24 protein-coding genes are annotated in these 21,686 nt (G+C 67.5%); 11 read left to right on the top strand and 13 right to left on the bottom strand.

The annotated features are described in order from the left end of the window. Positions 1-142 precede the first annotated feature (142 nt). The 4 genes from ACZL02_RS19780 to ACZL02_RS19795 all read left to right on the top strand — a co-directional run bounded on the left by ACZL02_RS19780 (position 143) and on the right by ACZL02_RS19795 (position 3,437). Positions 143-463, top strand: coding sequence for a ribbon-helix-helix domain-containing protein (locus ACZL02_RS19780; RefSeq protein WP_472940612.1), 321 nt, complete (start codon positions 143-145; stop codon positions 461-463). A 287-nt stretch (positions 464-750) separates the two neighbouring features. Beyond that, complete coding sequence (locus ACZL02_RS19785) at positions 751-1,146, top strand: VOC family protein (RefSeq protein ID WP_472940613.1); 396 nt, start codon at positions 751-753, stop codon at positions 1,144-1,146. A gap of 84 nt (positions 1,147-1,230) precedes the next feature. Continuing rightward, entirely contained in the window at positions 1,231-1,758 is a 528-nt protein-coding gene (locus tag ACZL02_RS19790; protein ID WP_472940614.1) for a gluconate 2-dehydrogenase subunit 3 family protein, read from the top strand. Between the two features lie 107 nt (positions 1,759-1,865). Further along, positions 1,866-3,437: a GMC family oxidoreductase gene (locus ACZL02_RS19795; protein WP_472940615.1), complete on the top strand. Its 1,572-nt coding sequence runs from the start codon at positions 1,866-1,868 to the stop codon at positions 3,435-3,437. 53 nt (positions 3,438-3,490) lie between these two features. Here ACZL02_RS19795 and ACZL02_RS19800 read toward each other — a convergent pair whose 3' ends face one another. The 3 genes from ACZL02_RS19800 to ACZL02_RS19810 all read right to left on the bottom strand — a co-directional run bounded on the left by ACZL02_RS19800 (position 3,491) and on the right by ACZL02_RS19810 (position 5,462). Further along, positions 3,491-4,138, bottom strand: a complete 648-nt coding sequence (locus ACZL02_RS19800; RefSeq protein ID WP_472940616.1) for a DsbA family oxidoreductase — start codon at positions 4,136-4,138, stop codon at positions 3,491-3,493. A gap of 203 nt (positions 4,139-4,341) precedes the next feature. Continuing rightward, positions 4,342-4,497 carry a hypothetical protein gene (locus tag ACZL02_RS19805; RefSeq protein ID WP_472940617.1) on the bottom strand — a complete coding sequence of 52 codons (156 nt, stop codon included), beginning with the start codon at positions 4,495-4,497 and terminating at the stop codon, positions 4,342-4,344. A 65-nt stretch (positions 4,498-4,562) separates the two neighbouring features. Beyond that, on the bottom strand, positions 4,563-5,462 hold the full coding sequence (locus tag ACZL02_RS19810) for a mechanosensitive ion channel family protein (protein WP_472940618.1): 900 nt from the start codon (positions 5,460-5,462) through the stop codon (positions 4,563-4,565). Between the two features lie 292 nt (positions 5,463-5,754). On the opposite strand from ACZL02_RS19810, the gene leuB reads away from it, so the two are divergent. Together leuB and ACZL02_RS19820 are read left to right on the top strand one after the other, a co-directional pair. Then, a complete protein-coding gene (gene leuB, locus ACZL02_RS19815; protein ID WP_472940619.1) occupies positions 5,755-6,870 on the top strand; it encodes a 3-isopropylmalate dehydrogenase in 1,116 nt (371 codons plus the stop codon). Positions 6,871-6,930: 60 nt separating this feature from the next. Continuing rightward, entirely contained in the window at positions 6,931-7,317 is a 387-nt protein-coding gene (locus tag ACZL02_RS19820; RefSeq protein WP_472940620.1) for a hypothetical protein, read from the top strand. 96 nt (positions 7,318-7,413) lie between these two features. Here ACZL02_RS19820 and ACZL02_RS19825 read toward each other — a convergent pair whose 3' ends face one another. Continuing rightward, complete coding sequence (locus ACZL02_RS19825) at positions 7,414-9,081, bottom strand: MFS transporter (protein ID WP_472940621.1); 1,668 nt, start codon at positions 9,079-9,081, stop codon at positions 7,414-7,416. A 721-nt stretch (positions 9,082-9,802) separates the two neighbouring features. On the opposite strand from ACZL02_RS19825, the gene ACZL02_RS19830 reads away from it, so the two are divergent. Beyond that, positions 9,803-10,834 carry an aspartate-semialdehyde dehydrogenase gene (locus tag ACZL02_RS19830; RefSeq protein WP_472940622.1) on the top strand — a complete coding sequence of 344 codons (1,032 nt, stop codon included), beginning with the start codon at positions 9,803-9,805 and terminating at the stop codon, positions 10,832-10,834. A 77-nt stretch (positions 10,835-10,911) separates the two neighbouring features. On the opposite strand, the gene ACZL02_RS19835 is transcribed toward ACZL02_RS19830, so the two are convergent. Beyond that, positions 10,912-11,658 (bottom strand): LysR substrate-binding domain-containing protein, encoded by a 747-nt coding sequence (locus ACZL02_RS19835; RefSeq protein ID WP_472940623.1) that lies wholly within the window; start codon positions 11,656-11,658, stop codon positions 10,912-10,914. Positions 11,659-11,847: 189 nt separating this feature from the next. Between ACZL02_RS19835 and ACZL02_RS19840 the strand changes: the two genes are divergently transcribed. From ACZL02_RS19840 to ACZL02_RS19855, 4 genes are all read left to right on the top strand, one after another. Further along, positions 11,848-12,252, top strand: a complete 405-nt coding sequence (locus ACZL02_RS19840; RefSeq protein WP_472940624.1) for a tautomerase family protein — start codon at positions 11,848-11,850, stop codon at positions 12,250-12,252. A gap of 203 nt (positions 12,253-12,455) precedes the next feature. Then, a complete protein-coding gene (locus ACZL02_RS19845; RefSeq protein WP_472940625.1) occupies positions 12,456-13,118 on the top strand; it encodes a YiaD family glycine zipper/OmpA-like lipoprotein in 663 nt (220 codons plus the stop codon). 75 nt (positions 13,119-13,193) lie between these two features. Then, entirely contained in the window at positions 13,194-13,448 is a 255-nt protein-coding gene (locus ACZL02_RS19850) for an AbrB/MazE/SpoVT family DNA-binding domain-containing protein (protein WP_472940626.1), read from the top strand. Continuing rightward, complete coding sequence (locus ACZL02_RS19855; protein WP_472940627.1) at positions 13,442-13,762, top strand: type II toxin-antitoxin system PemK/MazF family toxin; 321 nt, start codon at positions 13,442-13,444, stop codon at positions 13,760-13,762. The genes ACZL02_RS19850 and ACZL02_RS19855 overlap by 7 nt, the downstream gene beginning before the upstream one ends. A gap of 15 nt (positions 13,763-13,777) precedes the next feature. Here the strand turns inward: ACZL02_RS19855 and ACZL02_RS19860 are convergent, their stop codons facing one another. The 8 genes from ACZL02_RS19860 to ACZL02_RS19895 all read right to left on the bottom strand — a co-directional run bounded on the left by ACZL02_RS19860 (position 13,778) and on the right by ACZL02_RS19895 (position 21,628). Beyond that, positions 13,778-13,915, bottom strand: coding sequence for a hypothetical protein (locus ACZL02_RS19860; protein WP_472940628.1), 138 nt, complete (start codon positions 13,913-13,915; stop codon positions 13,778-13,780). Continuing rightward, complete coding sequence (cysN, locus tag ACZL02_RS19865; RefSeq protein WP_472940629.1) at positions 13,912-15,555, bottom strand: sulfate adenylyltransferase subunit CysN; 1,644 nt, start codon at positions 15,553-15,555, stop codon at positions 13,912-13,914. The genes ACZL02_RS19860 and cysN overlap by 4 nt, the downstream gene beginning before the upstream one ends. 1 nt (position 15,556) lies before the next feature. Further along, positions 15,557-16,450 (bottom strand): sulfate adenylyltransferase subunit CysD, encoded by an 894-nt coding sequence (gene cysD / locus ACZL02_RS19870; RefSeq protein WP_472940800.1) that lies wholly within the window; start codon positions 16,448-16,450, stop codon positions 15,557-15,559. A 14-nt stretch (positions 16,451-16,464) separates the two neighbouring features. Further along, the gene (locus tag ACZL02_RS19875; RefSeq protein WP_472940630.1) at positions 16,465-17,292 is read right to left on the bottom strand and encodes a phosphoadenylyl-sulfate reductase; all 828 of its coding nucleotides are present in this window, start codon (positions 17,290-17,292) and stop codon (positions 16,465-16,467) included. Between the two features lie 191 nt (positions 17,293-17,483). Continuing rightward, the gene (locus ACZL02_RS19880) at positions 17,484-17,999 is read right to left on the bottom strand and encodes a DUF934 domain-containing protein (protein WP_472940631.1); all 516 of its coding nucleotides are present in this window, start codon (positions 17,997-17,999) and stop codon (positions 17,484-17,486) included. Further along, the gene (locus ACZL02_RS19885; RefSeq protein ID WP_472940632.1) at positions 17,996-19,690 is read right to left on the bottom strand and encodes a nitrite/sulfite reductase; all 1,695 of its coding nucleotides are present in this window, start codon (positions 19,688-19,690) and stop codon (positions 17,996-17,998) included. Before ACZL02_RS19885 ends, ACZL02_RS19880 begins: the two co-directional genes overlap by 4 nt. 113 nt (positions 19,691-19,803) lie before the next feature. Then, on the bottom strand, positions 19,804-20,172 hold the full coding sequence (locus ACZL02_RS19890) for a DUF2849 domain-containing protein (RefSeq protein ID WP_472935428.1): 369 nt from the start codon (positions 20,170-20,172) through the stop codon (positions 19,804-19,806). A 175-nt stretch (positions 20,173-20,347) separates the two neighbouring features. After that, entirely contained in the window at positions 20,348-21,628 is a 1,281-nt protein-coding gene (locus ACZL02_RS19895; protein ID WP_472940633.1) for a ubiquinone biosynthesis hydroxylase, read from the bottom strand. Positions 21,629-21,686 lie beyond the last annotated feature (58 nt).

Below are 21,686 nucleotides of genomic sequence, written 5' to 3' on the forward strand. Positions count from 1 at the left end.
GTCCAGAGAACCGGGCCCGCCTGACGGGCCCGGTCACGGCTGCTGCCAGCTGTATCGCTTCCTTGCAGGCGAGCGCGCTTCGCGCTTTATTGGAACGATTCGAAGGTAGCCGTCGTAGGGCTGTCGGGGGAGGAATGCGGGCATGTGCAGGATGTTTGCCGGAATACCGCCGGAAAACTACGAGGGCGAGACCCGCTCGCTGCGGCTGGGCGGACACGCCTCGTCGATCCGGCTGGAAGTGGCCTTCTGGCATCTTCTGGAGGAGCTCGCCGAAGCCGAGAAGATGCCGCTCGCCCGCTTCCTGACCAAGCTCTACGGCGAAGTGCTCGACCTTCACGGCGAAGTGCGCAACTTCGCCTCGTTGCTGCGCTGTGCCTGCTTGCTGCACCTCGAGCGCGTCGTCGCCGGAACGCCCCGCCCGGAGCCGCGCCGAGCCGCCCCGCAGCTCAGCCTCGTGCGCTAGCCGCAACCTGCGCTTCGCCCGAGCCGAAGAGCCCGGTCCGGCGATCTGAGCCCCGCCCGACCGCCGGCGAGATTTTTCCTGTCGTATCAGGATACTACCAGAGCCTCCCGCAGCCCCTCTAGTCTCCTCCCCAAGAACGGCGCCGCCCTCGCGGCGAGCGCTGCGGGAGGAGCCTCAGGCCGGCACCCATCAACGCGGATGCCGGTATCGGCTGAGGTGTGGCTGAGTTGCGTGCCCTCTTCCCGGATTGATCCGGCCGCTGCGGCGGTCCTGACAGAGGGAAAGACGTGGCCAAAGCCATCCACAGCATGATCCGGGTGCTCGACGAACAGCGTTCGCTCGATTTCTACCACCGCGCCTTCGGGCTCGAGATCGCCGACCGGCTGGATTTCGAGACCTTCACCCTCGTCTATCTCAGCAATGCCGAGACCGGCTTCGAGCTGGAGCTGACCGTCAACAAGGACCGCACCGCGCCCTACGACCTCGGCGACGGCTATGGCCATCTCGCCTTCTCGGTCGACGATCTCGATGCCGAGCACGCGCGCTTCCAGGCGGCAGGGCTTGGCCCGAAGGACCTCAAGGATTTCGCACCGGGCGGCACGGTGATCGCCCGCTTCTTCTTCGTCGAGGATCCCGACGGCTACAAGATCGAGGTGCTGCAGCGGCACGGCCGATACCAGTAACCAGCAACGCGCCGACGGCACGCGCAGATGCCAGACGGCCCGCCAGGCGCCAGAGAGCGCCGGCGGGGATCACGGGAGGAAACCATGAACGAGATCTCGATGCCGCAGATGTCGCGGCGCAACTTCCTGAAGGTCGGCGGCGCCGGGCTGCTCGCCTTGCAGATCCTTCCCGGCGGCAGCCTCGTCGGCAAGGCGTGGGCGGCGACGCCGACGGCGCTGAAGCCCGAGAGCTTCGCCACCCTCGTGCAGATGTCGCGCGATACCTATCCGCACGCCCAAATCGAGGACAAGTACTACGCCGCCGCGGTCGAGATCCTCGACAAGGCCGCTGCCGGTGATGCCGAGGTGCTGGCGAGCCTCGAGAAGGGCGTCGCCACCCTCGACAAATCGGCCGGCGCCGGGGGCTACGCTGCCCTGAAGGACGAGGCGGCCCGCACGAAACTGCTCGAGGCGATACAGGCCGGTCCGTTCTTCCAGAAGGTGCGCGGCAACCTCGTGGTCGGCCTCTACAACCAGAAGGAGCTCTGGCCGATCTTCGGCTACGAGGGCGAGGTCGCCTCGCGCGGCGGCTACATCGAGCACGGCTTCAACGACATCGACTGGCTCGCTTGAGGCGCAACCGCCAGCGCCGGACGACCGGCACCGCCATCGACGAAACATCAGAACAATGATGCGCGGACCTGCCGGGAACGGCGGGATCCGGCACACGGGAGGATAGCATGGCAGCACCCTACAGGCTCGACGACAGCAGCGTCTTCGTCATCGTCGGCTCTGGCGCCGGCGGCGGGACGCTTGGCACCCAGCTCGCGCTGAAAGGCATCGACACCGTCATTCTCGAGGCCGGCGGGCGGCACGAGACCTGGGACTTCATCCAGGACGAATGGCCGAGCTTCTCGCAGCTGGCCTGGACCGACAAGCGGATGACCACCGGCGACTGGCGTGTCGCGAAGGACTTTCCGAACCTGCCGGCCTGGATCGTCAAGGCGGTCGGCGGCTCGACGACGCACTGGGCCGGCGCCTCGCTGCGCTTCCAGGACCATGAGTTCCGCACCAAGACCCATTATGGCGAGGTCGAGGGCGCCAACCTCCTGGACTGGCCGGTGACGCTGGCGGAGATGGAGCCCTGGTACGCCATGGCCGAGGATCGGATGGGGGTGACCACGACCAACGGCATTCCCGGCCTTCCCGGCAACAACAACTACAAGGTGCTGGAGGCCGGCGCCAAGAAGATCGGCTACAAGGAGGTCTCGACGGGCCGCATGGCCATCAACTCCGAGCCGCGCGACGAGCGGGCGTCCTGCCTGCAGATGGGCTTCTGCTTCCAGGGCTGCAAATCCGGCGCGAAATGGTCGACGCTGGTCGCCGAGATCCCGAAAGGCGAGGCGACCGGCAAGCTCGAGGTGCGGCCGGACTGCCAGGTCCTGCGCATCGAGCACGATGCGTCGGGCAAGGTCACCGGCGTCGTCTATGCCGACAAGGAGGGCCGCGAGCAGCGCCAGAAGGCACGCGGCGTCGCCGTCGCCGGCAATTCCATCGAGAGCCCGCGTCTCCTCCTCAACTCGCACTCGGCGCAGTTTCCGGACGGCCTCGCCAATTCGTCCGGCCAGGTCGGCCGCAACTACATGCGCCACACCACCGGCTCGGTCTACGCGATCTTCGACAAGCCGGTGCACATGTACCGCGGCACCACCATGGCCGGCATCGTCCGCGACGAGGCGCGGCACGACACGTCGCGCGGCTTCGTCGGCGGCTACGAGTTCGAGACGCTGTCGCTCGGCATCCCGTTCATGGCCGCCTTCCTCGATCCCGGCGGCTGGGGCAAGCAGTTCGCCGGCGACATGGACGAGTACAAGAACATGGCTGGCCTCTGGATCGTCGGCGAGGACATGCCGCGCGAAGAGAACCGCATCACCCTCGACGGCAAGGAGAAGGACAAGTTCGGCATGCCGGTCGCGAGCGTCCATTTCGACGACCACGCGAACGATACGGCAATGCGCAACCACGCCTATCAGCAAGGCCGGGCGATCTACGACGCGGTCGGCGCCAAGCGCGTGGTGGAGACCCCGCCCTATCCCTCGACCCATAATATGGGGACCAACCGGATGAGCGAGAAGGCCAAGGATGGCGTCGTCAACCGCTGGGGCCAGACGCACGACATCCCGAACCTCTTCGTCTCCGACGGTTCGCAGTTCACCACCGGCGCTGCCGAGAACCCGACGCTGACGATCGTCGCCCTGGCGCTGCGCCAGGCCGACCACATCGCCGGCCGGATGGCGAGGGGCGAGCTGTAACGAGTATCGGAGGGTGCCGGCGGCGCCCTCCGATACCAGAGCTTTGGATGCCCTCAGGCTTCCGCGGCGATGGTCCGGATCGCCTGCTCGAAAGCCTCCGGCGGCTGTCCGCCGGAGATCAGATAGCGGTCGTTGACGATCACCGCGGGCACCGAGGTGATGCCCTTCGCCTGCCAGTCGCGTTCGGCGGCCCGCACCTCGTCGGCATAGGTGCCGTCGGCAAGGATCTTCTCGGCTTCGGCCCGGTCGAGCCCGGCCTTGCCGGCGGCGTCGATCAACACGGCTGCATTGCCGGGGTCCTGTCCGTCGGTGAAATAGGCGGTGAAGAGCTGGTGCTTCAGCTCTTGCTGGCGGCCTTCGAGCCCGGCCCAGTGCAGCAGGCGGTGCGCGTCGAAGGTGTTGTAGATCCGGGCACCTTGCCGCGACGCCATGGTGAAGCCGACGCCGGCCGCCCGCTCCCGGATCATCTCGCCGTTCGCCGCCGACTGCTCGGGCGTCGAGCCGTATTTTTCCGTGAGATGCTCAGCCATGTCCTGGCCGCCTTCCGGCATCGCGGGATTGAGCTCGAACGGCTGGAAGTGGATCTCGGGCGCCACGAGATCGCCGACCCGCTCCAGCGCCGTCTCCAGCCCTCTCAGGCCGATGATGCACCAGGGGCAGGAGACGTCGGAGACGAAATCGATCTTCATCGGCTTGGACATGGCACTTTCCCTTTCGAACGGCGACCGAGGTCGGCGCAGACGCTCCGCTACGCGCGGGCGCCCTTTGCCACTCCAGCTATGCTGCCGAAAGAACCGTGCAAGGGCATGGCTTCACGCGCGACCAGCGGGCAGCCCCCTGCCGTCGGCGCAAAGCCCCGTCGTCATCGCCCGGATCCGTGCCGCCGCTCCAAGCGGCGAATATCTCAGAGGCCGGCGCGGCGCGCGGTCTTCGAAGGCTGCCGGACGTCGGCAAGGCGCGTGCCACCGATCTGGCGGAGGACGGAGGTGGCGGGATCGACGCGGACGGGATCGAAGCGGGCGATGCCGGAAGGGCGGCGGTCGGTGGAGCGGGTCGGCATGGTCAAGGTCCTGGGTCGGCTGAACGGGGAGGGAAGGGCGCTGGTCGGCGGTTAAGGCAGGTCGCTCAGGCGGCGTTGGTGCGGGGCTCGCGCAGCTTGCGGGCGAGATCGCTCCAGCCGTCGGTGACCTTTGACTTGGCCGGCTGCTGGTCGCCGACGCTGGCGAGATCGGTGAGGAAGCCGATGGTGACGTCCTGCTGCAGGGCGCGCGCATCCTTGGCGAGGCAGTAGAGCATCACGTGAAACTGCAGCTTGCCGATGTCGGAGGTGGCGAGCGTCACCTCGAAGCCGGGGCCGGCGATCTCGACGCCGGTCTTGGCGACGCTGAGGCGGTGGAAGCGGCTGGCGCGCTCCCGGTCCTCGGCGAGCGCCGTCTCGGCGGCCGCTTCCAGCCGCGCCAGGGCGAAGGCGATCGGCGCCGGGTGCTCCAGGGTCACGGTGAAACGGTGCGGCGCGAACTGGCGCGGCTGCGCCTCGACGCGGACCGGGCAGGCGAGAAACAGGCTGTTCGGCAAGGTCAGGCGGCGGCCGGTGCCGGCATGGCCGAGCCCGTTCGGCGGCGTCTCCATGATCGTCGTCGAGAACAGGCCGTGGTCGATGACCTCGCCGTGGATGCCGTTCATCTCGATGCGGTCGCCGACCTTGAACAGATGCCCGCCGAAGCGCAGCAGCGCCCCGGCGACGCACATCAGCAGCTCCTTGGTCGCGATGACCAGGGCGACCATGACGGCCGCGAGCGAGAAGACGAGGTTCTGGATCTCCGACAGCCAGACGCCGAGCAGGCAGACGGCGAGCAGCATGTTGGTCACCGCGCGCACCGTGAAGCGGCGCTGCCGGGCGGCGATGCCGTCGGTCGTGCGGGTGATCCAGAACTCGGCCGCCCAGCGGCAGGCAAGGATGGCGAGGAGGATGCAAAGGCTGATCGCGAGGTTGTCCGCGGCCTTCTGGCTGATGAAATCGGGCATGTCGTCTCTTCCCAACGGCATAGCGCGGCCACCGCCCGGGATGCTCTCCCGCTAGGCGTGCCGTTCGAGCCGCACTGGCTTGTCGTTCGTATGGCTTGGTTATCCGCCAGCAGGGTTAAGCGAAGGTTGAGAAATTGCGGTCGATTCAGGGCGATGTAGAGGCGTTTTGCCTTTGAAGTGAATTGGTTAACTCCAGTCGCTGGAAGCCTTGCAGGGCCGCGCGACTGCCGATCCCTTGCGGCGTCACGCCCGCGGCGCTAGCAGAGACGGGAAATCGAAGGAGGAAAAGCCCATGACCACCCGCACGCTCCTGTTGCTGCCCGGCGACGGCATCGGCCCCGAGGCCATGGCCGAGGTCGAGAAGCTGATCGGCTTTATGAACGAGGCGACGGGCGCGGGCTTCGTCACTGAGACGGGACTCGTCGGAGGCGTCGCCTATGATGCCTGCGGCGCGGCGGTCAGCGACGGGACCATGGCGAAGGCGCTTGCCGCCGACGCCGTGCTGTTCGGCGCCGTCGGCGGCCCGAAATGGGATGCCGTGCCCTACGACGTGCGCCCCGAGGCTGGCCTCCTGCGCCTGCGCAAGGACCTGAAGCTCTTCGCCAACCTCCGCCCGGCGATCTGCTATCCCGCGCTCGCGGACGCTTCCTCACTGAAGCCGGAGATCATCGAGGGTCTCGACATCCTGATCCTGCGCGAGCTGACCGGCGGCGTCTATTTCGGCGAGCCGAAGGAGATCATCGACCTCGGCAACGGCCAGAAGCGCGGCATCGACACGCAGGTCTACGACACCTACGAGATCGAGCGCATCGCCCGCGCCGCCTTCGTGCTGGCCCGCACCCGCCGCGGCAAGGTGACGTCGATGGAAAAGCGCAACGTCATGAAGTCGGGCGTCCTGTGGAACGAGGTCGTCACCCGCGTCCACCGCGAGGAGTTCGCCGACATGCAGCTCGAGCACATGCTGGCGGACGCCGGCGGCATGCAGCTGGTGCGGGCGCCGAAGCAGTTCGACGTGATCGTCACCGACAACCTCTTCGGCGACATGCTGTCGGACATCGCGGCCATGCTCACCGGCTCGCTCGGCATGCTGCCCTCGGCCTCGCTCGGCGCCGAGGACCCGGTCACCGGCAAGCGCAAGGCGCTCTACGAGCCGGTGCACGGCTCGGCCCCGGACATCGCCGGCACCGGCGCGGCCAACCCGATCGCGATGATCGCCTCGTTCGCGATGTGCCTGCGCTATTCCTTCCAGATGATCGCGGAGGCCGACGCGCTGGAGGCGGCGATCGCCGACGTCCTCGGCCGCGGCATCCGCACCGCCGACATCATGGCGGTCGGCGCGACGAAGGTCGGGACGGCGGCCATGGGCGATGCGATCCTGGCGGCGTTCCGGGACAAGCTGGCCGCCTAAAGGGAGCCGGCCGGCACGCATGCCGGCTCGGCTTCCCCTTGGCTGCTTTCGGAGCGTCTCATGGTCGTCAACGGGCTCGGTAGATCGTTCAGCGCGCTGATCCTTAGCGCGCTGGCACTTCCGTCACTATCGGTCGCAGCCGGGGCATGTGACGTCGCCATCCACTTTAGAAGTTACTGTTGCGGCACCGACTTCCAGAGCCATGAACGTATCGTCGGGTATCTCCAGCACAGCCCAGATGTTCAGGAGTTCACCGAGCGTCCATCGCCCCAGGCGCGCGAAGGTGAGATCGATCTCTGCATCACGGCGAATGGTCCGGTTGAGGCGCGGAGAGTCTTCGATCGGGCTGTGAGCATGATCCCGCTGGAGAGCAGTGAGGCATGGACGGAAGTTACGCTTTCAGGCGGCGAACAATTCCGCACACGATTGCCAGCCACATCCCGTTAGGTGACGGCCCAGCATGAACTCGATCGCGGTAACCGCGTATCAACGAAAAAGGCCCCAGCATCGCTGCCGGGGCCTTTCTTGTTTCACGTGAGACGTTCAGCCGACGTCGCGGATGTCGACGTTCTTCGGTTCGCGCAGGAACAAGACGCCGATGATTACCGTCAGCACGGCAAAGCCGATCGGGTACCAGAGGCCGGCATAGATGTCGCCGGTGGCCGCCACGATGGCGATGGCGCTGGCCGGCAGGAAGCCGCCGAACCAGCCATTGGCGATGTGGTAGGGCAGCGACATCGAGGTGTAGCGGATGCGGGTCGGGAACATCTCGACGAGCAGCGCCGCGATCGGGCCGTAGACCATCGTCACGTAGAGGACGAGGATGAACAGGAGGCCGATCACCGCCGGCGCATTGATGCGCGCGGGATCCGCCTTGGGGGCGTAGCCGGCGGCCGTCAGCGTATCGCCCAGCGTCTTGTCGAAGGCCGTCTTCTGCGCGGCGGCATCCGGGGTGGCGCCGTCATAGGCGGCGATCGCCGTCGTGCCGACATTCACGGTCGCCGCGCCCGCCGGGCCCGGAACCTTGGTGTAGGGCACGCCGCGGGCGGTGAGGGCGGCGGTGGCGACGTCGCAAGGGTTGGTGAACTTGATGACGCCGGCGCCGAACGGGTTGAACTGGATCGAGCAGTCGGCGGGATCGGCGGCCACCGTGACGGGGGACGAGGCCTGCGCCTCGAACAGCGCCGGATTGCCCGCATGGGTGAGGGCGCTGAAGATCGGGAAGTAGGTCGCCGCCGCCAGCACGCAGCCGCCGAGGATGATCACCTTGCGGCCGATCTTGTCCGACAGCCAGCCGAAGAACAGGAAGAACGGCGTGGCGAGGGCGAGCGCCACGGCGACGTAGATCTCCGCCGTCATGCCGTCGATGCGCAGCGTGTTCTTGAGGAAGAGCAGCGCGTAGAACTGCCCCGCATACCAGACCACGGCCTGGCCGATGGCGACGCCGAAGAGCGCCAGCAGCACGATCTTCAGGTTGCCCCATTCGCCGAAGGACTCGCGCAGCGGCGACTTCGACGTCTTGCCCTCGTTCTTCATCTGCTGGAACAGCGGCGATTCGTGCAGCTGGAGGCGGATCCAGACGGACACGCCGAGCAGCACGATCGACAGCAGGAACGGCAGGCGCCAGCCCCAGGCGGTGAACTCTTCCGGCGTCATCAACTGGCGAACGCCGAGGATGACGAGCAGCGACAGGAACAGGCCGAGCGTCGCCGTGGTCTGGATGAAGCTGGTGTAGAAGCCGCGACGGCCGTTCGGCGCGTGTTCGGCGACATAGGTGGCCGCGCCGCCGTACTCGCCGCCGAGTGCCAGGCCCTGCAGGATGCGCAGGAAGACGAAGAGGATCGGCGCCCAGATGCCGATGGTGGCATAGCCGGGCAGCAGGCCGACCAGGAAGGTCGAGACGCCCATGATCAGGATGGTGACGAGGAAGGTGTATTTGCGGCCGGCGATATCGCCGAGCCGGCCGAAGACGATCGCCCCGAACGGACGGACCGCAAAGCCGACGGCGAAGATCAGCAGCGTGAAGATCAGCGACGCCGTCGCGTTGACGCCGCCGAGAAAGTTCTTGCCGATCTCGATCGCCAGCGAGCCGGCGAGATAGAAGTCGTACCATTCGAAGACGGTGCCGAGCGAAGAGGCGAAGATCACCTTCTTCTCTTCCTTGCTCATCGGCCTTCCGGCCGCTTCCAGATCGTCCGTTGTGGTCGCCATGTCTTCCCTCCCCAAGGGGGTCGCGGCCGGTAGCGGCGACCTGTTCCCGAACTTCAATCCGGTGTCTTGTCGGCGAGGGGTCGACACCCCGGCCCGCACCGTTCCTGTCCACCGCCCGGATCCCTGCCCGTTCACGCGATGTTCATCCTGATTGGTAGCGTGAAAGTCCGGCGAGGAAAATTGCGTCCTTAGTCTAAAGAAGCCTTGCGGCGGAAGGCGTGAGGCCGTCGTCGCTGCTCCCTGTTTCACGTGAGTCAGCCGCGGCGGCGCACGCCGTCGTGAAACCTGCCGCAACCGATGAGCCCCCGGCGCATTGACCGTTTTTGCAATCATCAAGGACGCTGAAATGATCAAGGGTATTCTGAAGACCGTAATTCTCGCCTGGATCGCCAAGCGCATGTCTCGCAGCAGCGCGGCGCCGCAGCGCCGTCCGGACTAAGGTCCTTGGTATTCCCTGCAGGACCCCTTTGGGTCTGACCAAAACTGGCGTCGCGGCGGGATCTGTCCCGCCGCTTTTTTGTGCCCGGCCTTATCTGTTCGCAAGCGGCCACTGCCGGCGGCGATGCCCTCCCGATTGACTTTCCCCCGTCTGCCGCGCATATCGCGCGGCATGATCGCGCGCACCACCAAAACCCGGATTATCTGACGCCTGCCTCCCCGCGCTCTCCCCCGGGGGGATCGGGGGCGCGCAAGATTTCACCGGGGAGAGTGGGAGAGACCGATGGGTTTCAAGCTGGCAATCGTGGGCGCCACCGGCAATGTCGGGCGCGAAATCCTCAACATCCTGGACGAGCGCGGCTTTCCCGCCGACGAGGTCGTGGCGCTGGCCTCGCGCCGCAGCCAAGGCACTGGGGTGACCTATGGCGACAAGATCCTCAAGACGCAGTTCCTCGATACCTATGATTTCTCCGACACCGACATCTGCCTGATGTCGGCCGGCGGCGAGGTGTCGAAGCAGTGGTCGCCGAAGATCGGCGCCGCCGGCTGCGTCGTCATCGATAACTCCTCGGCCTTCCGCTACGACCAGGACGTGCCGCTGGTGGTGCCGGAGGTGAACGCCGACGCGGTGGCGATGTTCTCGCGCAAGAACATCATCGCCAATCCCAACTGCTCGACTGCCCAGCTCGTCGTCGCGCTGAAGCCGCTGCACGACTTCGCCAAGATCAAGCGCATCGTCGTCTCGACCTACCAGTCGGTTTCCGGCGCCGGCAAGGCCGGCATGGACGAGCTGTTCAAGCAGAGCCGCGCGGTCTTCGTCGCCGATGGCGTCGAGGTGAACACCTTCACCAAGCGCATCGCCTTCAACGTCATCCCGCACATCGACGTCTTCATGGAGGACGGCTCGACCAAGGAAGAGTGGAAGGTGATGGCCGAGACCAAGAAGATCCTCGACCCGAAGATCAAGGTCACCTGCACGGCCGTGCGCGTGCCGGTGTTCATCGGCCATTCCGAGGCGGTGAACATCGAGTTCGAGAACCCGATCACCGCCGTCGAGGCGCGGGCGATCCTGCGCGAGGCGCCGGGCTGCCTCGTCATCGACAAGCAGGAGAACGGTGGCTACATCACCCCCTACGAGGCGACCGGCGAGGACGCGACCTACATCAGCCGCATCCGCGAGGACCAGACGCTGGAGAACGGCCTGAACATCTGGGTCGTCGCCGACAATCTGCGCAAGGGCGCCGCCCTCAACGCGGTGCAGATCGCCGAGCTGCTGGTCAACCGCGGCCTGATCAAGGCGAAGAAGGCGGCGTAAGCCGACTTACCTCCACGCTTCCAACATGACATCCGCCGCCGGCACCCGTGCCGGCGGCGTTTTCGTGCCCCGTCTATTCAGGCGAGGCTGGACCGGACGGCGCCGGCCAGCGCCCGCAGCGCCGACGCGAGCGCCGGCGAACCCGCGCGCGCGAACAGCACGATGTCCGAGGCGGGGAGAGAAGGAAGCTGCAGCATCGGCCCGAGGTCGACGGCATGGCCGGAGGCCGCCCGGCCCATCGGCGCAATGCCGAGGCCGGCCCGCACGCCGGCGAGAAGCGCTGCGCAGCTGCCGCCGACGAAACTCTCCCGCCAGGGGATCTCGGCGCCATCGAGCGCCCGCAGCGCGACGGCCCGGACGCCGCAAGGCGAGGGCAAGGTCGCCAGCGGGATCGGCATGCCGGCCGGCAAGGTCCAGCCCTCGGCCGCCCGCCAGCCCAGCGGATCCCGGCCGAGCACCTCGCCCTCGGTGCCGCCGCCTTCGCGGCGGACCACCGCGGCATCCAGCCGTCCTTCGTCGAACAGCTGGCGCATGTCCTGCGACATGCCGCTGCGGACCTTCAACGTCGCGCCGGCCGGCAGCGCCGCCCGCACCGTGCGCAGGACGGCCTCGAGGCCGAGACCCAGCGCGTGGTCGCTGATCCCGATGGCACAGCGGACGGCGGGCGCATCGGCGAAGAGGATGGCGTCGTCATGGGCGGCGAGAAGGGCGCGGGCCCGTTCGAGAAAAGCCACGCCATCCGCGGTCGGCCGGACGAAGCGGGGCGTTCGCTCCAGCAGCTTGCGCCCGAGCGTCAGCTCCAGCGCCCGCAACCGCTGGCTCACCACCGGCTGTACCGTTCCCGCCGCCCGGCCGCACGCGTCAGGCTGCCGAACTCGGCGGCATGGACGAACAGGCGAACCGACTTCAGATCGAGCATGATCGTAATCCACTATGATGAGGCGTTCCAATCATAGCGTTCTGCTTTCCTCCCGGCTGCGTCAAGGTAGCTCTTCAGCAAAGGGAGAGAAGACATGCCTATGATCACCGTTCGCTATGTGACGCCGCGGCCAGGGCCGGACCTCTGCCGCCAGATCGCCGCGGCCGCCGCCCGGCTGGCGGCAGCCCACCTTGGCAAGGATCCGGGTGTCACCGCGGTGCTGGTCGAGGAGGCCGCGCCCGACAGCTGGTTCATCGCCGGCAGCCATCCCACGGATGCGGGGCTCGCCGCCTTCTGGCTGGACGTCAAGATCACCGCCGGGACGAATGTGAAGGCGGAGACGACGGCCTTCGTGGCGGCGGCCTTCGCCGACATGGGCGATCTCCTCGGGCCGCTGCATGCCGAGAGCTACGTCCTCGTCCATGCCGCCGATGGCGATGCCTATGGCTATGGCGGTCGGACGCAGAATGGCCGTTGGGCCGCGGCCCATCCGGGCTGACGTCAGGGAGCTGAGCCAGGGAGCCGAGATGGGCGCGCGCGGGGCTGTGACCTCGGCGCCTCACTCTACGGCTTTCGGCGATCGTTGACGATTTAACTAAAAATCAACCGGATTTAGCCATTTTTCAGCAAGATATCCGTCGATGTAACAACACGGACGCGGTGTCCGTTTGCGCGTCCCTGCGCCGTCCGACGAGGTTCCCCATGAAGCCCATCATCGCCTTCGCCTGCGCCACGATCGTGCTGACCGGCTGCACCACCGATCCCTATACCGGCGAGCAGAAGCTCTCGAATACCGTCGGTGGCGCCGGCATCGGCGCCGGCGTCGGCGCGCTCGGCGGCTTCCTCGTCGGCAAGGCGACCGGCACCAATTCCGGCAATGCGGCGCTGATCGGTGCCGGCATCGGCGCCATCGGCGGCGGCGGCATCGGCGCCTACATGGACAACCAGGAGGCGGACCTCCGCCGTCAGCTGCAAGGCACCGGCGTCTCCGTCACCCGCCAGGGCGACCGCATCATCCTCAACATGCCGTCCAACATCACCTTCCCGTCGGACGGCGACTCCATCCGCTCGGAATTCTACCCCGTGCTGAACTCGGTCGCGATCGTCCTCGCCAAGTACGACCGCTCGGACGTCGACGTCGACGGCCATACCGACAGCCAGGGCTCCGACAGCTACAACCTCGACCTGTCGCGCCGCCGCGCTACGAGCGTCGCCGACTACCTCGCCAGCCAGCGCGTCAACGCCCGCCGCCTCAACGTGCAAGGCTTTGGCGAGAGCCGCCCGGTCGCCCCGAACGACACTGATTACGGCCGCGCACAGAACCGCCGCGTGGAAGTGTCGATCTCGCCGTATTCGCGGGGGTAGTCTCGTCCGCGACGGCTGTGCTGTTTCGGAAGTGGCGCATCTGCTATTCTCTCCTCGACCGCCGAGGAGAGACCGATGCGTGCCGTTGTCAGAAAGTTCGGCAATTCGACCGCCTTGGTTCTGCCGGAGCCTTTGCTCGCCGCGCTGGAAGCAAGGGCGGGGGACGAGCTGACGGTGTCGGTTGAAACCGGCCGGATCGTCATCGAACGCGCCGGCTTCGATCCGCGGGCGGGCTGGGCCGAGGACGCGGCGCGCCTCGCGGCGGAAGGCGACGATGGTCTGGTTTGGCCGGAGTTCGCCAATGACGGTGACGCCGATTTGAAATGGTAAGGCGCGGCGAGGTCTGGCTGGCCAGCCTCGATCCTACCATCGGTTCGGAGATCCAAAAGACCCGACCTTGCCTGATCATTTCGCCGGACACGCTGAACGACCATCTGTCCACCGTAACGATCGCGCCCATGACGTCGGGCAGTCGACCAGCACGCTTTCGGGTGGAAACGACGTTCGAAGGCGTAAGTGGTTTCGTGCTGCCCGAGCAGAGCAGGGCCGTCGACAAAAGACGGTTGATCCGGCGTCTGGGCGTGCTCGACGATACTGCCCTACGGCAGGTTCTCGACATCCTTGTGAAATTCTACACCGAATAGCGCGTCGGCACGTGCCTACCCGACCAGCCCCGCGGTCAGCGCGAAGCACGCGCCGACGGAGAGGACCAGGAGCACGGCCTCGACGATCGGGAACTGGCGCCAGAGCGGGTTGCGCGTCGCCGGCCGTTCGCGTCCGCCGGGGATGACCTTCAAATGCCGGCTCCGTCGACGACCGTCGTCGGGTCGATCCGGGCCGGCTTGCGCTCGGTGCGGTCGACGAGGCCGCGCAGGAACGGGCGGATCAGGAAGTCGGCGAGCCCCAGCACCACGGCGGCAAGGAGATGCAGGCCGAGCAGCAGCGACAGCAGCGCGACGGCGACGGCCGCCAGCGCGCGGAAGCGGATGGCGCCCTTGCGCCGCGACGGGTGCAAGGCGACGTCGGCGCCGAGCCAGGCGCGCTGCGCCTTCTCCAGCGGGGTGAGGGCGACTGCGACCGGCAGCGCGGCGCCTTCGGGGGCGGGCGCATTGGCGCCGACCTCGCGCACCAGGCCGAGCGCCACGGTCTCGTTGGTCAGCTGGTCGATGAGGATGAAGGCGCCGAGGTCGCGGCTCTCGCCATAGGGCACCGTTACCGGCGGCCGGTCGAAGGCGATGGTGACGCGGCCGATCTCGTTCATCAATAGCGCGTTGGCGTCGCGCGGCTGGTAGGTGTGGATGTCGATCGACTTGTCGAGGCTGCGCACGCTCGCGGGCGTCTGCGCCGAGCCGATGCGCGCGATGAAGCGCCCGCCGGAGACCAGCGGACGCTCGACCATCCAGAGGATCTCGGCCTTGACCGTCTTGTGCGCGGCGATGCTGTCGCCACGGCGCACCAGCACATCGCCGCGCGACAGATCCACCTCGTCGGCGAGCGTCAGCGTCACCGCCTCGCCGGCGCCGGCGCTTTCGACCTCGCCGGAGGGGCCGTAGATCGCCTTGATGCGGGTGGTGCCGTTGTTCGGCAACGCCACCACCTCGTCGCCGCGCGAGACGCGGCCGCCGGCGATGGTGCCGCAATAACCGCGGAAGTCGAGGTTCGGGCGGTTGACCCACTGCACCGGCATGCGGAACGGCGCGCCTTCCTCCTCGAAGGTCTCGGGCGCGGCCGTCTCGAGGCGCTCGAGCAATGTCTCGCCGGTGTACCAGGGCAGGTTCGGCGAGCGGGCGGTGATGTTGTCGCCGTTCTTTGCCGAGAGCGGGATATAGGCGATGTCGGTGAAGCCGAGGGAGGGGAGGATCTCCTTGTAGCCCGCGACGATGGCGTCGAAGACGCCCTGGTCGTAGCCGACGAGGTCCATCTTGTTGACGGCGATGATGACGCTCTTCACGCCGAGCATCGAGGTGATGAAGGAGTGGCGGCGGGTCTGCGGCAGGATGCCCTTGCGCGCATCCACCAGGATCACGGCGAGCTCGGCCGAGCTCGCACCGGTCGCCATGTTGCGGGTGTACTGCTCGTGGCCCGGCGTGTCGGCGATGATGAACGCGCGCTTCGACGTCGAGAAATAGCGGTAGGCGACGTCGATGGTGATGCCTTGCTCGCGCTCGGCCGAGAGGCCGTCGACGAGGAGGGCGAAGTCGAGGTCGTCGCCGGTGGTGCCGAACTTCTTGGAGTCGCGCTTCAGCGCTTCCAGCTGGTCGTCGAAGACCGCCTTGGAATCGTAGAGCAGGCGGCCGATCAGCGTCGACTTGCCGTCGTCGACGGAGCCGCAGGTGATGAAGCGCAGCAGCGAGGGAGCGTGGGCGGGAACGGCGGTGATGTCGGCGGCAGGGCCGGCGAACTCGGCGTCCGGGATGCGGGCGTTGACGGAGCTCATATCAGAAATAGCCTTCCTGCTTCTTCTCTTCCATCGAGGCGCCGCCGTCCTTGTCGATCATCCGGCCCTCGCGCTCGGAGGAACGGCTTCCGCGCATTTCGGCGATGATCTCGGGAAGCGTCGCCGCGGACGATTCGACCGCGCCGGTCAAAGGATAGTCGCCGAGCGTCCGGAACCGGACCACGCGCTCCTCGACCACTTCGCCGGGCAGCAGCTGCATCCGCTCGTCGTCGCGCATGATCAGCATGCCGTCGCGCTCGACCACCGGCCGCGGCTTTGCGAAGTAGAGCGGGACGACGTCGATGTTCTCGAGCGCGATGTAGTCCCAGACATCGGCCTCGGTCCAATTCGACAGCGGGAACACGCGAAAACTCTCGCCGGTCCGCTTGCGGGTGTTGAACAGGCGCCAGGGCTCGGGGCGCTGGTTCTTGGCGTCCCAGCGGTGCTCGGCCGAGCGCAGCGAGAAGATGCGCTCCTTGGCGCGGCTCTTCTCCTCGTCGCGCCGCGCGCCGCCGAAGGCCGCGTCGAACTTGTGGATGTCGAGCGCCTGCTTCAGCGCCTCGGTCTTCATCACGTCGGTATGGACTCTGGAGCCGGAGGCGAAGGGGTTGATGCCGGCCTCGACGCCCGCCTGGTTGGTGTAGACGATAAGGTTCAGCCCCAGCCGCTCGGCGAGGCGATCGCGAAACTCGATCATCTCGCGGAACTTCCACTTGGTGTCGACATGCATCAGAGGAAACGGCAGCTCGCCCGGCGCGAAGGCCTTCAGCGCCAGATGCAGCATCACGGCCGAATCCTTGCCGATGGAATAGAGCATCACCGGGTTCTCCGCGGTGGCGGCAACCTCGCGGATGATGAAGATCGACTCGGCTTCGAGCCGCTGCAGGTGGGTCATGCGTGTCGTCTGGGTCAAGCGGCAGGTCCTTTTGCAATCGTGTCGTCGGCGCCGAGCCGCTCGAAGGCGGCGTCGCCATGCTGGTGGCCGGGGACGAGATCCTTGGTCCGCACGACCCGGCCGTCGGCCTCGATGTGCAGGCCGCATTCGCGCATCGTCTCCTCCTCCCACCACCAGCGGCCGGCGCGTTCCGGCTCGCCGGGCTCCAGCGCCCGGGTGCAAGGCGCGCAGCCGATGGAGAGGAAGCTTTTCGCGTGCAGCGGATTGACCGGCACGCCCTCGGCTTCGGTGAAGAGCCTGATGCGCTCGCGCGTCCAGTCGAACAGCGGGTTGGCCTTGATCAGGTCGCGGGCGCCGTCGTAGCCGACGAACCCCATGCTCTCTCGGTTCAGCGATTGGTCGCGGCGAAGGCCGGTGATCCAGCCGGCAGCCCCGGCCAGCGCCCGGCCGAGCGGCTCGACCTTGCGCACGCCGCAGCAGGCCTTGCGGAACTCCGGCGCGTAGTAGAAGCCGTCGATGCCCTGGTCGTTGACGAGTTCTTCCAGCGGTCCGGCCTGCGGGTACATCGCCTTGATCCGGCGCCCGTACTTCTCCTCGGTGGTGCGCCAGAGCGTGTAGCTCTCGGGGAAGAGCCGGCCGGTATCCAGTGTCTTCACGTCGATCTTCAGCGCGTTCTGGAAGATCAGGTGCGTCAGCATCTGGTCCTCGATTCCGAGGCTGGTGGTGAAGACGGGACGGCCCGGCACCCGCTCGACGAGAAGCTGCAGACGCTCCAGCGGGCTCAGCGCCGGGAAGGCCGCGTTCAGCTCGGCTGCCAGTGTTTCACGTGAATCAGTGCTCATCATGAGCCTCGAAGGTTGGGGGCGGGGCACGCGGCAATCTTCCATCCCCCCGTCTGCCGGCGTCTTCCGGCATGGAAGAGCATCCGGCGGCCGGAGGTGGGGCCGATCTCCCTCGGGGTTCAGGCCGGGGAGACCGCTGGCAGGCTGAAGCGTCGCACGCCGTACTCGCGGGCGTGCCTGTCGTGGTTCGTTCAGTCCGCCGCGCGGCGGGCGGCGAGGCGCTTCTGCAAGATGCTTTCGCCCTCGCCATAGCCGCTCTGGTAGTGGTTCACGACGATGCCCTTGGCGTGCATCCACTGCTGCAGCGGCTGGCGCGCGGCCATCGCGTCGGGCAGCTTCACCTCGTCGAAGCCGCAGGCCAGCGCCTCGGCGAACTGGTCGGCGATCAGCGGGCCGGAAGCGCGCAGCGTACCGGTGAAGCCGGCGCGGCGGAGCTTCTTGGCGAGCGACAGACCCCGGCCGTCCGAGAAGGACGGGAAGACGACGCTGATGAGGTCGAGCGCGCCGAGATAGGGCTCGACCGCCGAGATCTCGGCATCATTGGCGATCACGAGGCCGAGGCGCTGGTTGCGCCGGTCCTCGATGGCGGTGTCGATGACCTCCAGCGGGACCAGGATCGGGCCCTGGGCCAGCGACAGCTCGGCGACCTCGTTCACCTCGGTGAACTCTTCGGCGCGCTCGCCGTCATTGCCGACGAGCAAGGTCATGCGAGTTCCTCGACGGTCGCGCCGGTCTTCTCGGCGACATAGGCGGTGAAGCCGGCCTTGAACGGATCGAGACCCGCGCGGCGGACGGTGGCGATGAACTCCTCTCCAGCCGTGCGCTCTTTCAGGTAGACCGCGACGATCGCCTCGATGGCGCCGGGCACGTGGTCGCCGTCGATGCCGGGGCCGAGGCGCTCGCCGAGCGCAGCGTGCTCCGAGGCGTCGCCGCCGAGGGTGATCTGGTAGTTTTCCTTGCCGGACTTCTCGAGCCCGAGAATGCCGATATGGCCGACATGGTGATGGCCGCAGGCATTGATGCAGCCGGAGATCTTGATCTGCAGCGGGCCGATGTCCTGGGCGCGGATGTCGTCGCGGAAGACCTCGGCGATATCCTGCGCGATCGGGATCGAACGCGCGGTGGCGAGCGCGCAGTAGTCCAGGCCGGGGCAGGCGATGATGTCGGTGACGAGGCCGGCATTGGCGGTGGCGAGCCCCGCCGCCTTCAGCGCGGCGTAGACCTCCGGCACGTCTTCCTGGCGCACGCTCGGCAGAACGAGGTTCTGCGAGTGGGTGACGCGCAGCTCGTCGAAGGAGTAGCGCTCGGCGATATCGGCGAAGGCGCGCATCTGCTGGTGCGACATGTCGCCGGGCACCCCGCCGATCGGCTTCAGCGAGACGGTAAGGGCGATGTAGCCGGGCGCGCGGTGCGGAAAGCCGTTCTGGGCGACGAAGCGGTCGAGGCCGCTATCGATCTGACGCGCGGCGGCGAGCAGCGCCGATGTCTCGGGCAGCGTCTCGAACTCCGGATTGGCGAAGTAGGCGGCGATCCGCTCGACTTCCTCGGCCGGGGCATTGATCGTCGGGCCGTTCAGATGAGCGTACTCCGCCTCGACCTGGCGGATGAACTCCTCCGGGCCGGTCTCGTGCACCAGGATCTTGACCCGCGCCTTGTACTTGTTGTCGCGGCGGCCTTCGGAATTGTAGACGCGCATCACCGCCTCGAGATAGGCGAGGAGCTCGCCCTTCGGCAGGAATTCGCGGATCACCTTGCCGATCATCGGGGTGCGGCCGAGGCCGCCGCCGACGATGACCTGGTAGCCGATCTCGTTGGTTTCGGCATGGCGCAGGATGCGCAGGCCGATGTCGTGCACCTTGATCGCCGCGCGGTCGTGCTCGGCGCCGGTGACGGCGATCTTGAACTTGCGCGGCAGCCAGGCGAATTCGGGGTGGAGGCTCGACCACTGCCGGATCAGCTCGCCGGTCGGGCGGGGATCCTCGACCTCGTCCTTGCCGATGCCGGCGAACTGGTCGGCGGTGACGTTGCGGATGCAGTTGCCGGAGGTCTGGATACAGTGCATCTCGACGTCGGCAAGAAGGTCCATGATCTCCGGCACGTCCTTCAGCGCCGGCCAGTTGAACTGGATGTTCTGGCGCGTGGTGAAGTGGCCGTAGCCCTTGTCGAACTTCTCGGCGATGTGGGCGAGCTGGCGCAGCTGCTTCGAGCTGATCGTGCCGTAGGGGACGGCGACGCGCAGCATGTAGGCGTGCAGCTGGAGATAGAGGCCGTTCTTCAGCCGCAACGGCTTGAACTCGTCGTCCGACAGCGAGCCGTCGAGCCGCCGCGCCACCTGGTCGCGGAACTGGGCGACGCGGTCGCGCACGAAGCGCTCGTCGAATTCGTCATAGCGGTACATCGCGGCTTCCTTTCGGACGGGACGGTGACGGAGCAATCTCCACCGGGGCGGAGCAGTCTCCACCGAGGCGGAGCAGTCTCCACCGGGAGAAGTCTCCGCGGCGGGGCTGAGCGTCAGCCGGCGTAGGTGTTGCGGAAGGCGGCTTCCTTGCCGAAGTCCGGATGCGTCGACGGGCCCTTCTGGCGGATCAGCTCGCGGAAATGGCGGGCGACCGGCATGCCGCCGGCGTCGATCACCACCGGCACCAGATAGGGATCGACGACCAGGTTGGCCTTCACCGCGGCGGCGGCGCGGGCCTGCATGTCGTCGGCAGCAGCCGTGTCGTTGGCGACCTCGGCCTCGGCCGGATTGCGCGTCCAGCCGCCGGGGACGAGGAAGACGACGTCGCCCTCCAGGAGATTGTTGGCGCTGAGGACGACGGGAAGCTGCGGCCCCTTCGACTTCGGGGAGGCCTTCGGTCCGGCCTTCGCTTCATTCGCCATCGAGATGCCTTTCGTTCGCCGCCATGCCGCCCCGCCGGCGAGAGGCGGCGTTTGTCATGGTTCTAACTACGCGTTCTCTGCCGAAACTGCGGCGGCGGCAATTCCCTAAACGCTGCGGTAAGCGGAAGAATTTACTGCCGGGCGCCGAGAATCCGGCCGGATGGTTCAGGCGGGCCTAAATCGCCTCGCCCTGCAGCAGTTTCGGGCTGGCGCGGCTGCCGGTGCCGGCGGCCTGGGCGATGAAGGCGCGCTTCACCGCCGGCGCGCGGTCGACCAGCGAGAGGCCGAAGCTCCGGGCGGCGCGCAGGAGCGGATTATCGTTCGAGAACAGCCGGTTGAGCACGTCGGTGGTGACGCCCATCTGGACCGTGTCGAAACGGCGCCAGCGCTGATAGGTCTCGAGCACGTCGAGCGCGCCGATGTCGAGGCCGAGGCGGCTCGCGTCGACCACGACTTCGGCGAGGGCCGCCGCATCCTTGAAGCCGAGGTTGAGGCCCTGGCCGGCGATCGGGTGGATGCCGTGCGCGGCGTCTCCCGCGAGTGCCACACGCGGCTTGACGAAGTCGCGGGCGATGGTGAGGCCGAGCGGGAAGGCGCGCTTGCCGCCCTCGACGCTGATCCGCCCGAGCTTATGGCCGAAACGCTGCTCGAGCTCGAGCTCGAACACCAGATCGTCGCCGGACACCAGGCGCTCGGCCTCGCGCGTCGGCTCGGTCCAGACCAGCGAGGAGCGGTTGCCCTTCAGCGGCAGGATCGCGAACGGGCCCGATGGCAGGAAGTGCTCCTCGGCGCGGCCGTGATGAGGCCGCTCGTGCGCCACGGTGCAGACGATGCCGGACTGGCCGTAGTCGGTGTGCACGGTGCGGATGCCCGCCATGTCGCGGATCTTCGAGCGCACGCCGTCGCAGGCGATGAGGAGGCGGGCCTCGACGGTCTCGCCGCCGGCCAGATGCCCGCCGCCATTCCCGGCAAGATGCCCGCCGCCGCCAGAGGCAAGATGAATATCGATCGAGGCGGGGCCCTCGTCGTAGCCGGTGACGGTCGTGCCGCCTCGGATCGCGACGCCGAGGGCTTCGGCGCGGGCCCGCAAGGCGCCGTTCAGCGCGCCGTTCGGCATCATGTGGGCGAAAGGCTCGCCCGGCGAGGCTTCGCCGCCGAAGGTCAGGAACACCGGGCGGACGACGTCGGCGGTCTTGGAGTCGGTGACGATCATCTCGGTGATCGGCTGGGCCTCGTCGGCGATGCCGTCCCAGACGCCGAGGCGGTCCAGCATGCGGATCGCGGCGGCGGCGATCGCCGAGGCGCGGCCATCGCGGCGCCAGGCGCCGTCGGGCGCCGCGTCGACCACCAGCAGCCGGAGGCCCGGGGCGGCGTCGGCGATGGCGACGGCGGTGGCGAGGCCGACATAGCCGGCACCGGCCACGACGATGTCATAGCGCTCGGGGGTCTCAGACATCACGGCTCCTCGGCTAGGCTGTTCTCCCTGATCTAGTGGGTTCGCCGGGATCGGACAA

This window comes from Mesocryomonas fontinalis (assembly GCF_055730125.2).

Coding starts and splice junctions, on each gene's coding strand:
- ACZL02_RS19780 (WP_472940612.1), top strand. CDS start 143: ATGTGCAGGATGTTTGCCGGAATACCGCCGGAAAACTACGAGGGCGAG.
- ACZL02_RS19790 (WP_472940614.1), top strand. CDS start 1,231: ATGAACGAGATCTCGATGCCGCAGATGTCGCGGCGCAACTTCCTGAAG.
- ACZL02_RS19795 (WP_472940615.1), top strand. CDS start 1,866: ATGGCAGCACCCTACAGGCTCGACGACAGCAGCGTCTTCGTCATCGTC.
- ACZL02_RS19800 (WP_472940616.1), bottom strand. CDS start 4,138: ATGTCCAAGCCGATGAAGATCGATTTCGTCTCCGACGTCTCCTGCCCC.
- ACZL02_RS19805 (WP_472940617.1), bottom strand. CDS start 4,497: ATGCCGACCCGCTCCACCGACCGCCGCCCTTCCGGCATCGCCCGCTTC.
- ACZL02_RS19810 (WP_472940618.1), bottom strand. CDS start 5,462: ATGCCCGATTTCATCAGCCAGAAGGCCGCGGACAACCTCGCGATCAGC.
- leuB (WP_472940619.1), top strand. CDS start 5,755: ATGACCACCCGCACGCTCCTGTTGCTGCCCGGCGACGGCATCGGCCCC.
- ACZL02_RS19820 (WP_472940620.1), top strand. CDS start 6,931: ATGGTCGTCAACGGGCTCGGTAGATCGTTCAGCGCGCTGATCCTTAGC.
- ACZL02_RS19825 (WP_472940621.1), bottom strand. CDS start 9,081: ATGGCGACCACAACGGACGATCTGGAAGCGGCCGGAAGGCCGATGAGC.
- ACZL02_RS19830 (WP_472940622.1), top strand. CDS start 9,803: ATGGGTTTCAAGCTGGCAATCGTGGGCGCCACCGGCAATGTCGGGCGC.
- ACZL02_RS19840 (WP_472940624.1), top strand. CDS start 11,848: ATGCCTATGATCACCGTTCGCTATGTGACGCCGCGGCCAGGGCCGGAC.
- ACZL02_RS19845 (WP_472940625.1), top strand. CDS start 12,456: ATGAAGCCCATCATCGCCTTCGCCTGCGCCACGATCGTGCTGACCGGC.
- ACZL02_RS19850 (WP_472940626.1), top strand. CDS start 13,194: ATGCGTGCCGTTGTCAGAAAGTTCGGCAATTCGACCGCCTTGGTTCTG.
- ACZL02_RS19855 (WP_472940627.1), top strand. CDS start 13,442: ATGGTAAGGCGCGGCGAGGTCTGGCTGGCCAGCCTCGATCCTACCATC.
- cysN (WP_472940629.1), bottom strand. CDS start 15,555: ATGAGCTCCGTCAACGCCCGCATCCCGGACGCCGAGTTCGCCGGCCCT.
- cysD (WP_472940800.1), bottom strand. CDS start 16,450: ATGACCCACCTGCAGCGGCTCGAAGCCGAGTCGATCTTCATCATCCGC.
- ACZL02_RS19875 (WP_472940630.1), bottom strand. CDS start 17,292: ATGAGCACTGATTCACGTGAAACACTGGCAGCCGAGCTGAACGCGGCC.
- ACZL02_RS19880 (WP_472940631.1), bottom strand. CDS start 17,999: ATGACCTTGCTCGTCGGCAATGACGGCGAGCGCGCCGAAGAGTTCACC.
- ACZL02_RS19885 (WP_472940632.1), bottom strand. CDS start 19,690: ATGTACCGCTATGACGAATTCGACGAGCGCTTCGTGCGCGACCGCGTC.
- ACZL02_RS19890 (WP_472935428.1), bottom strand. CDS start 20,172: ATGGCGAATGAAGCGAAGGCCGGACCGAAGGCCTCCCCGAAGTCGAAG.
- ACZL02_RS19895 (WP_472940633.1), bottom strand. CDS start 21,628: ATGTCTGAGACCCCCGAGCGCTATGACATCGTCGTGGCCGGTGCCGGC.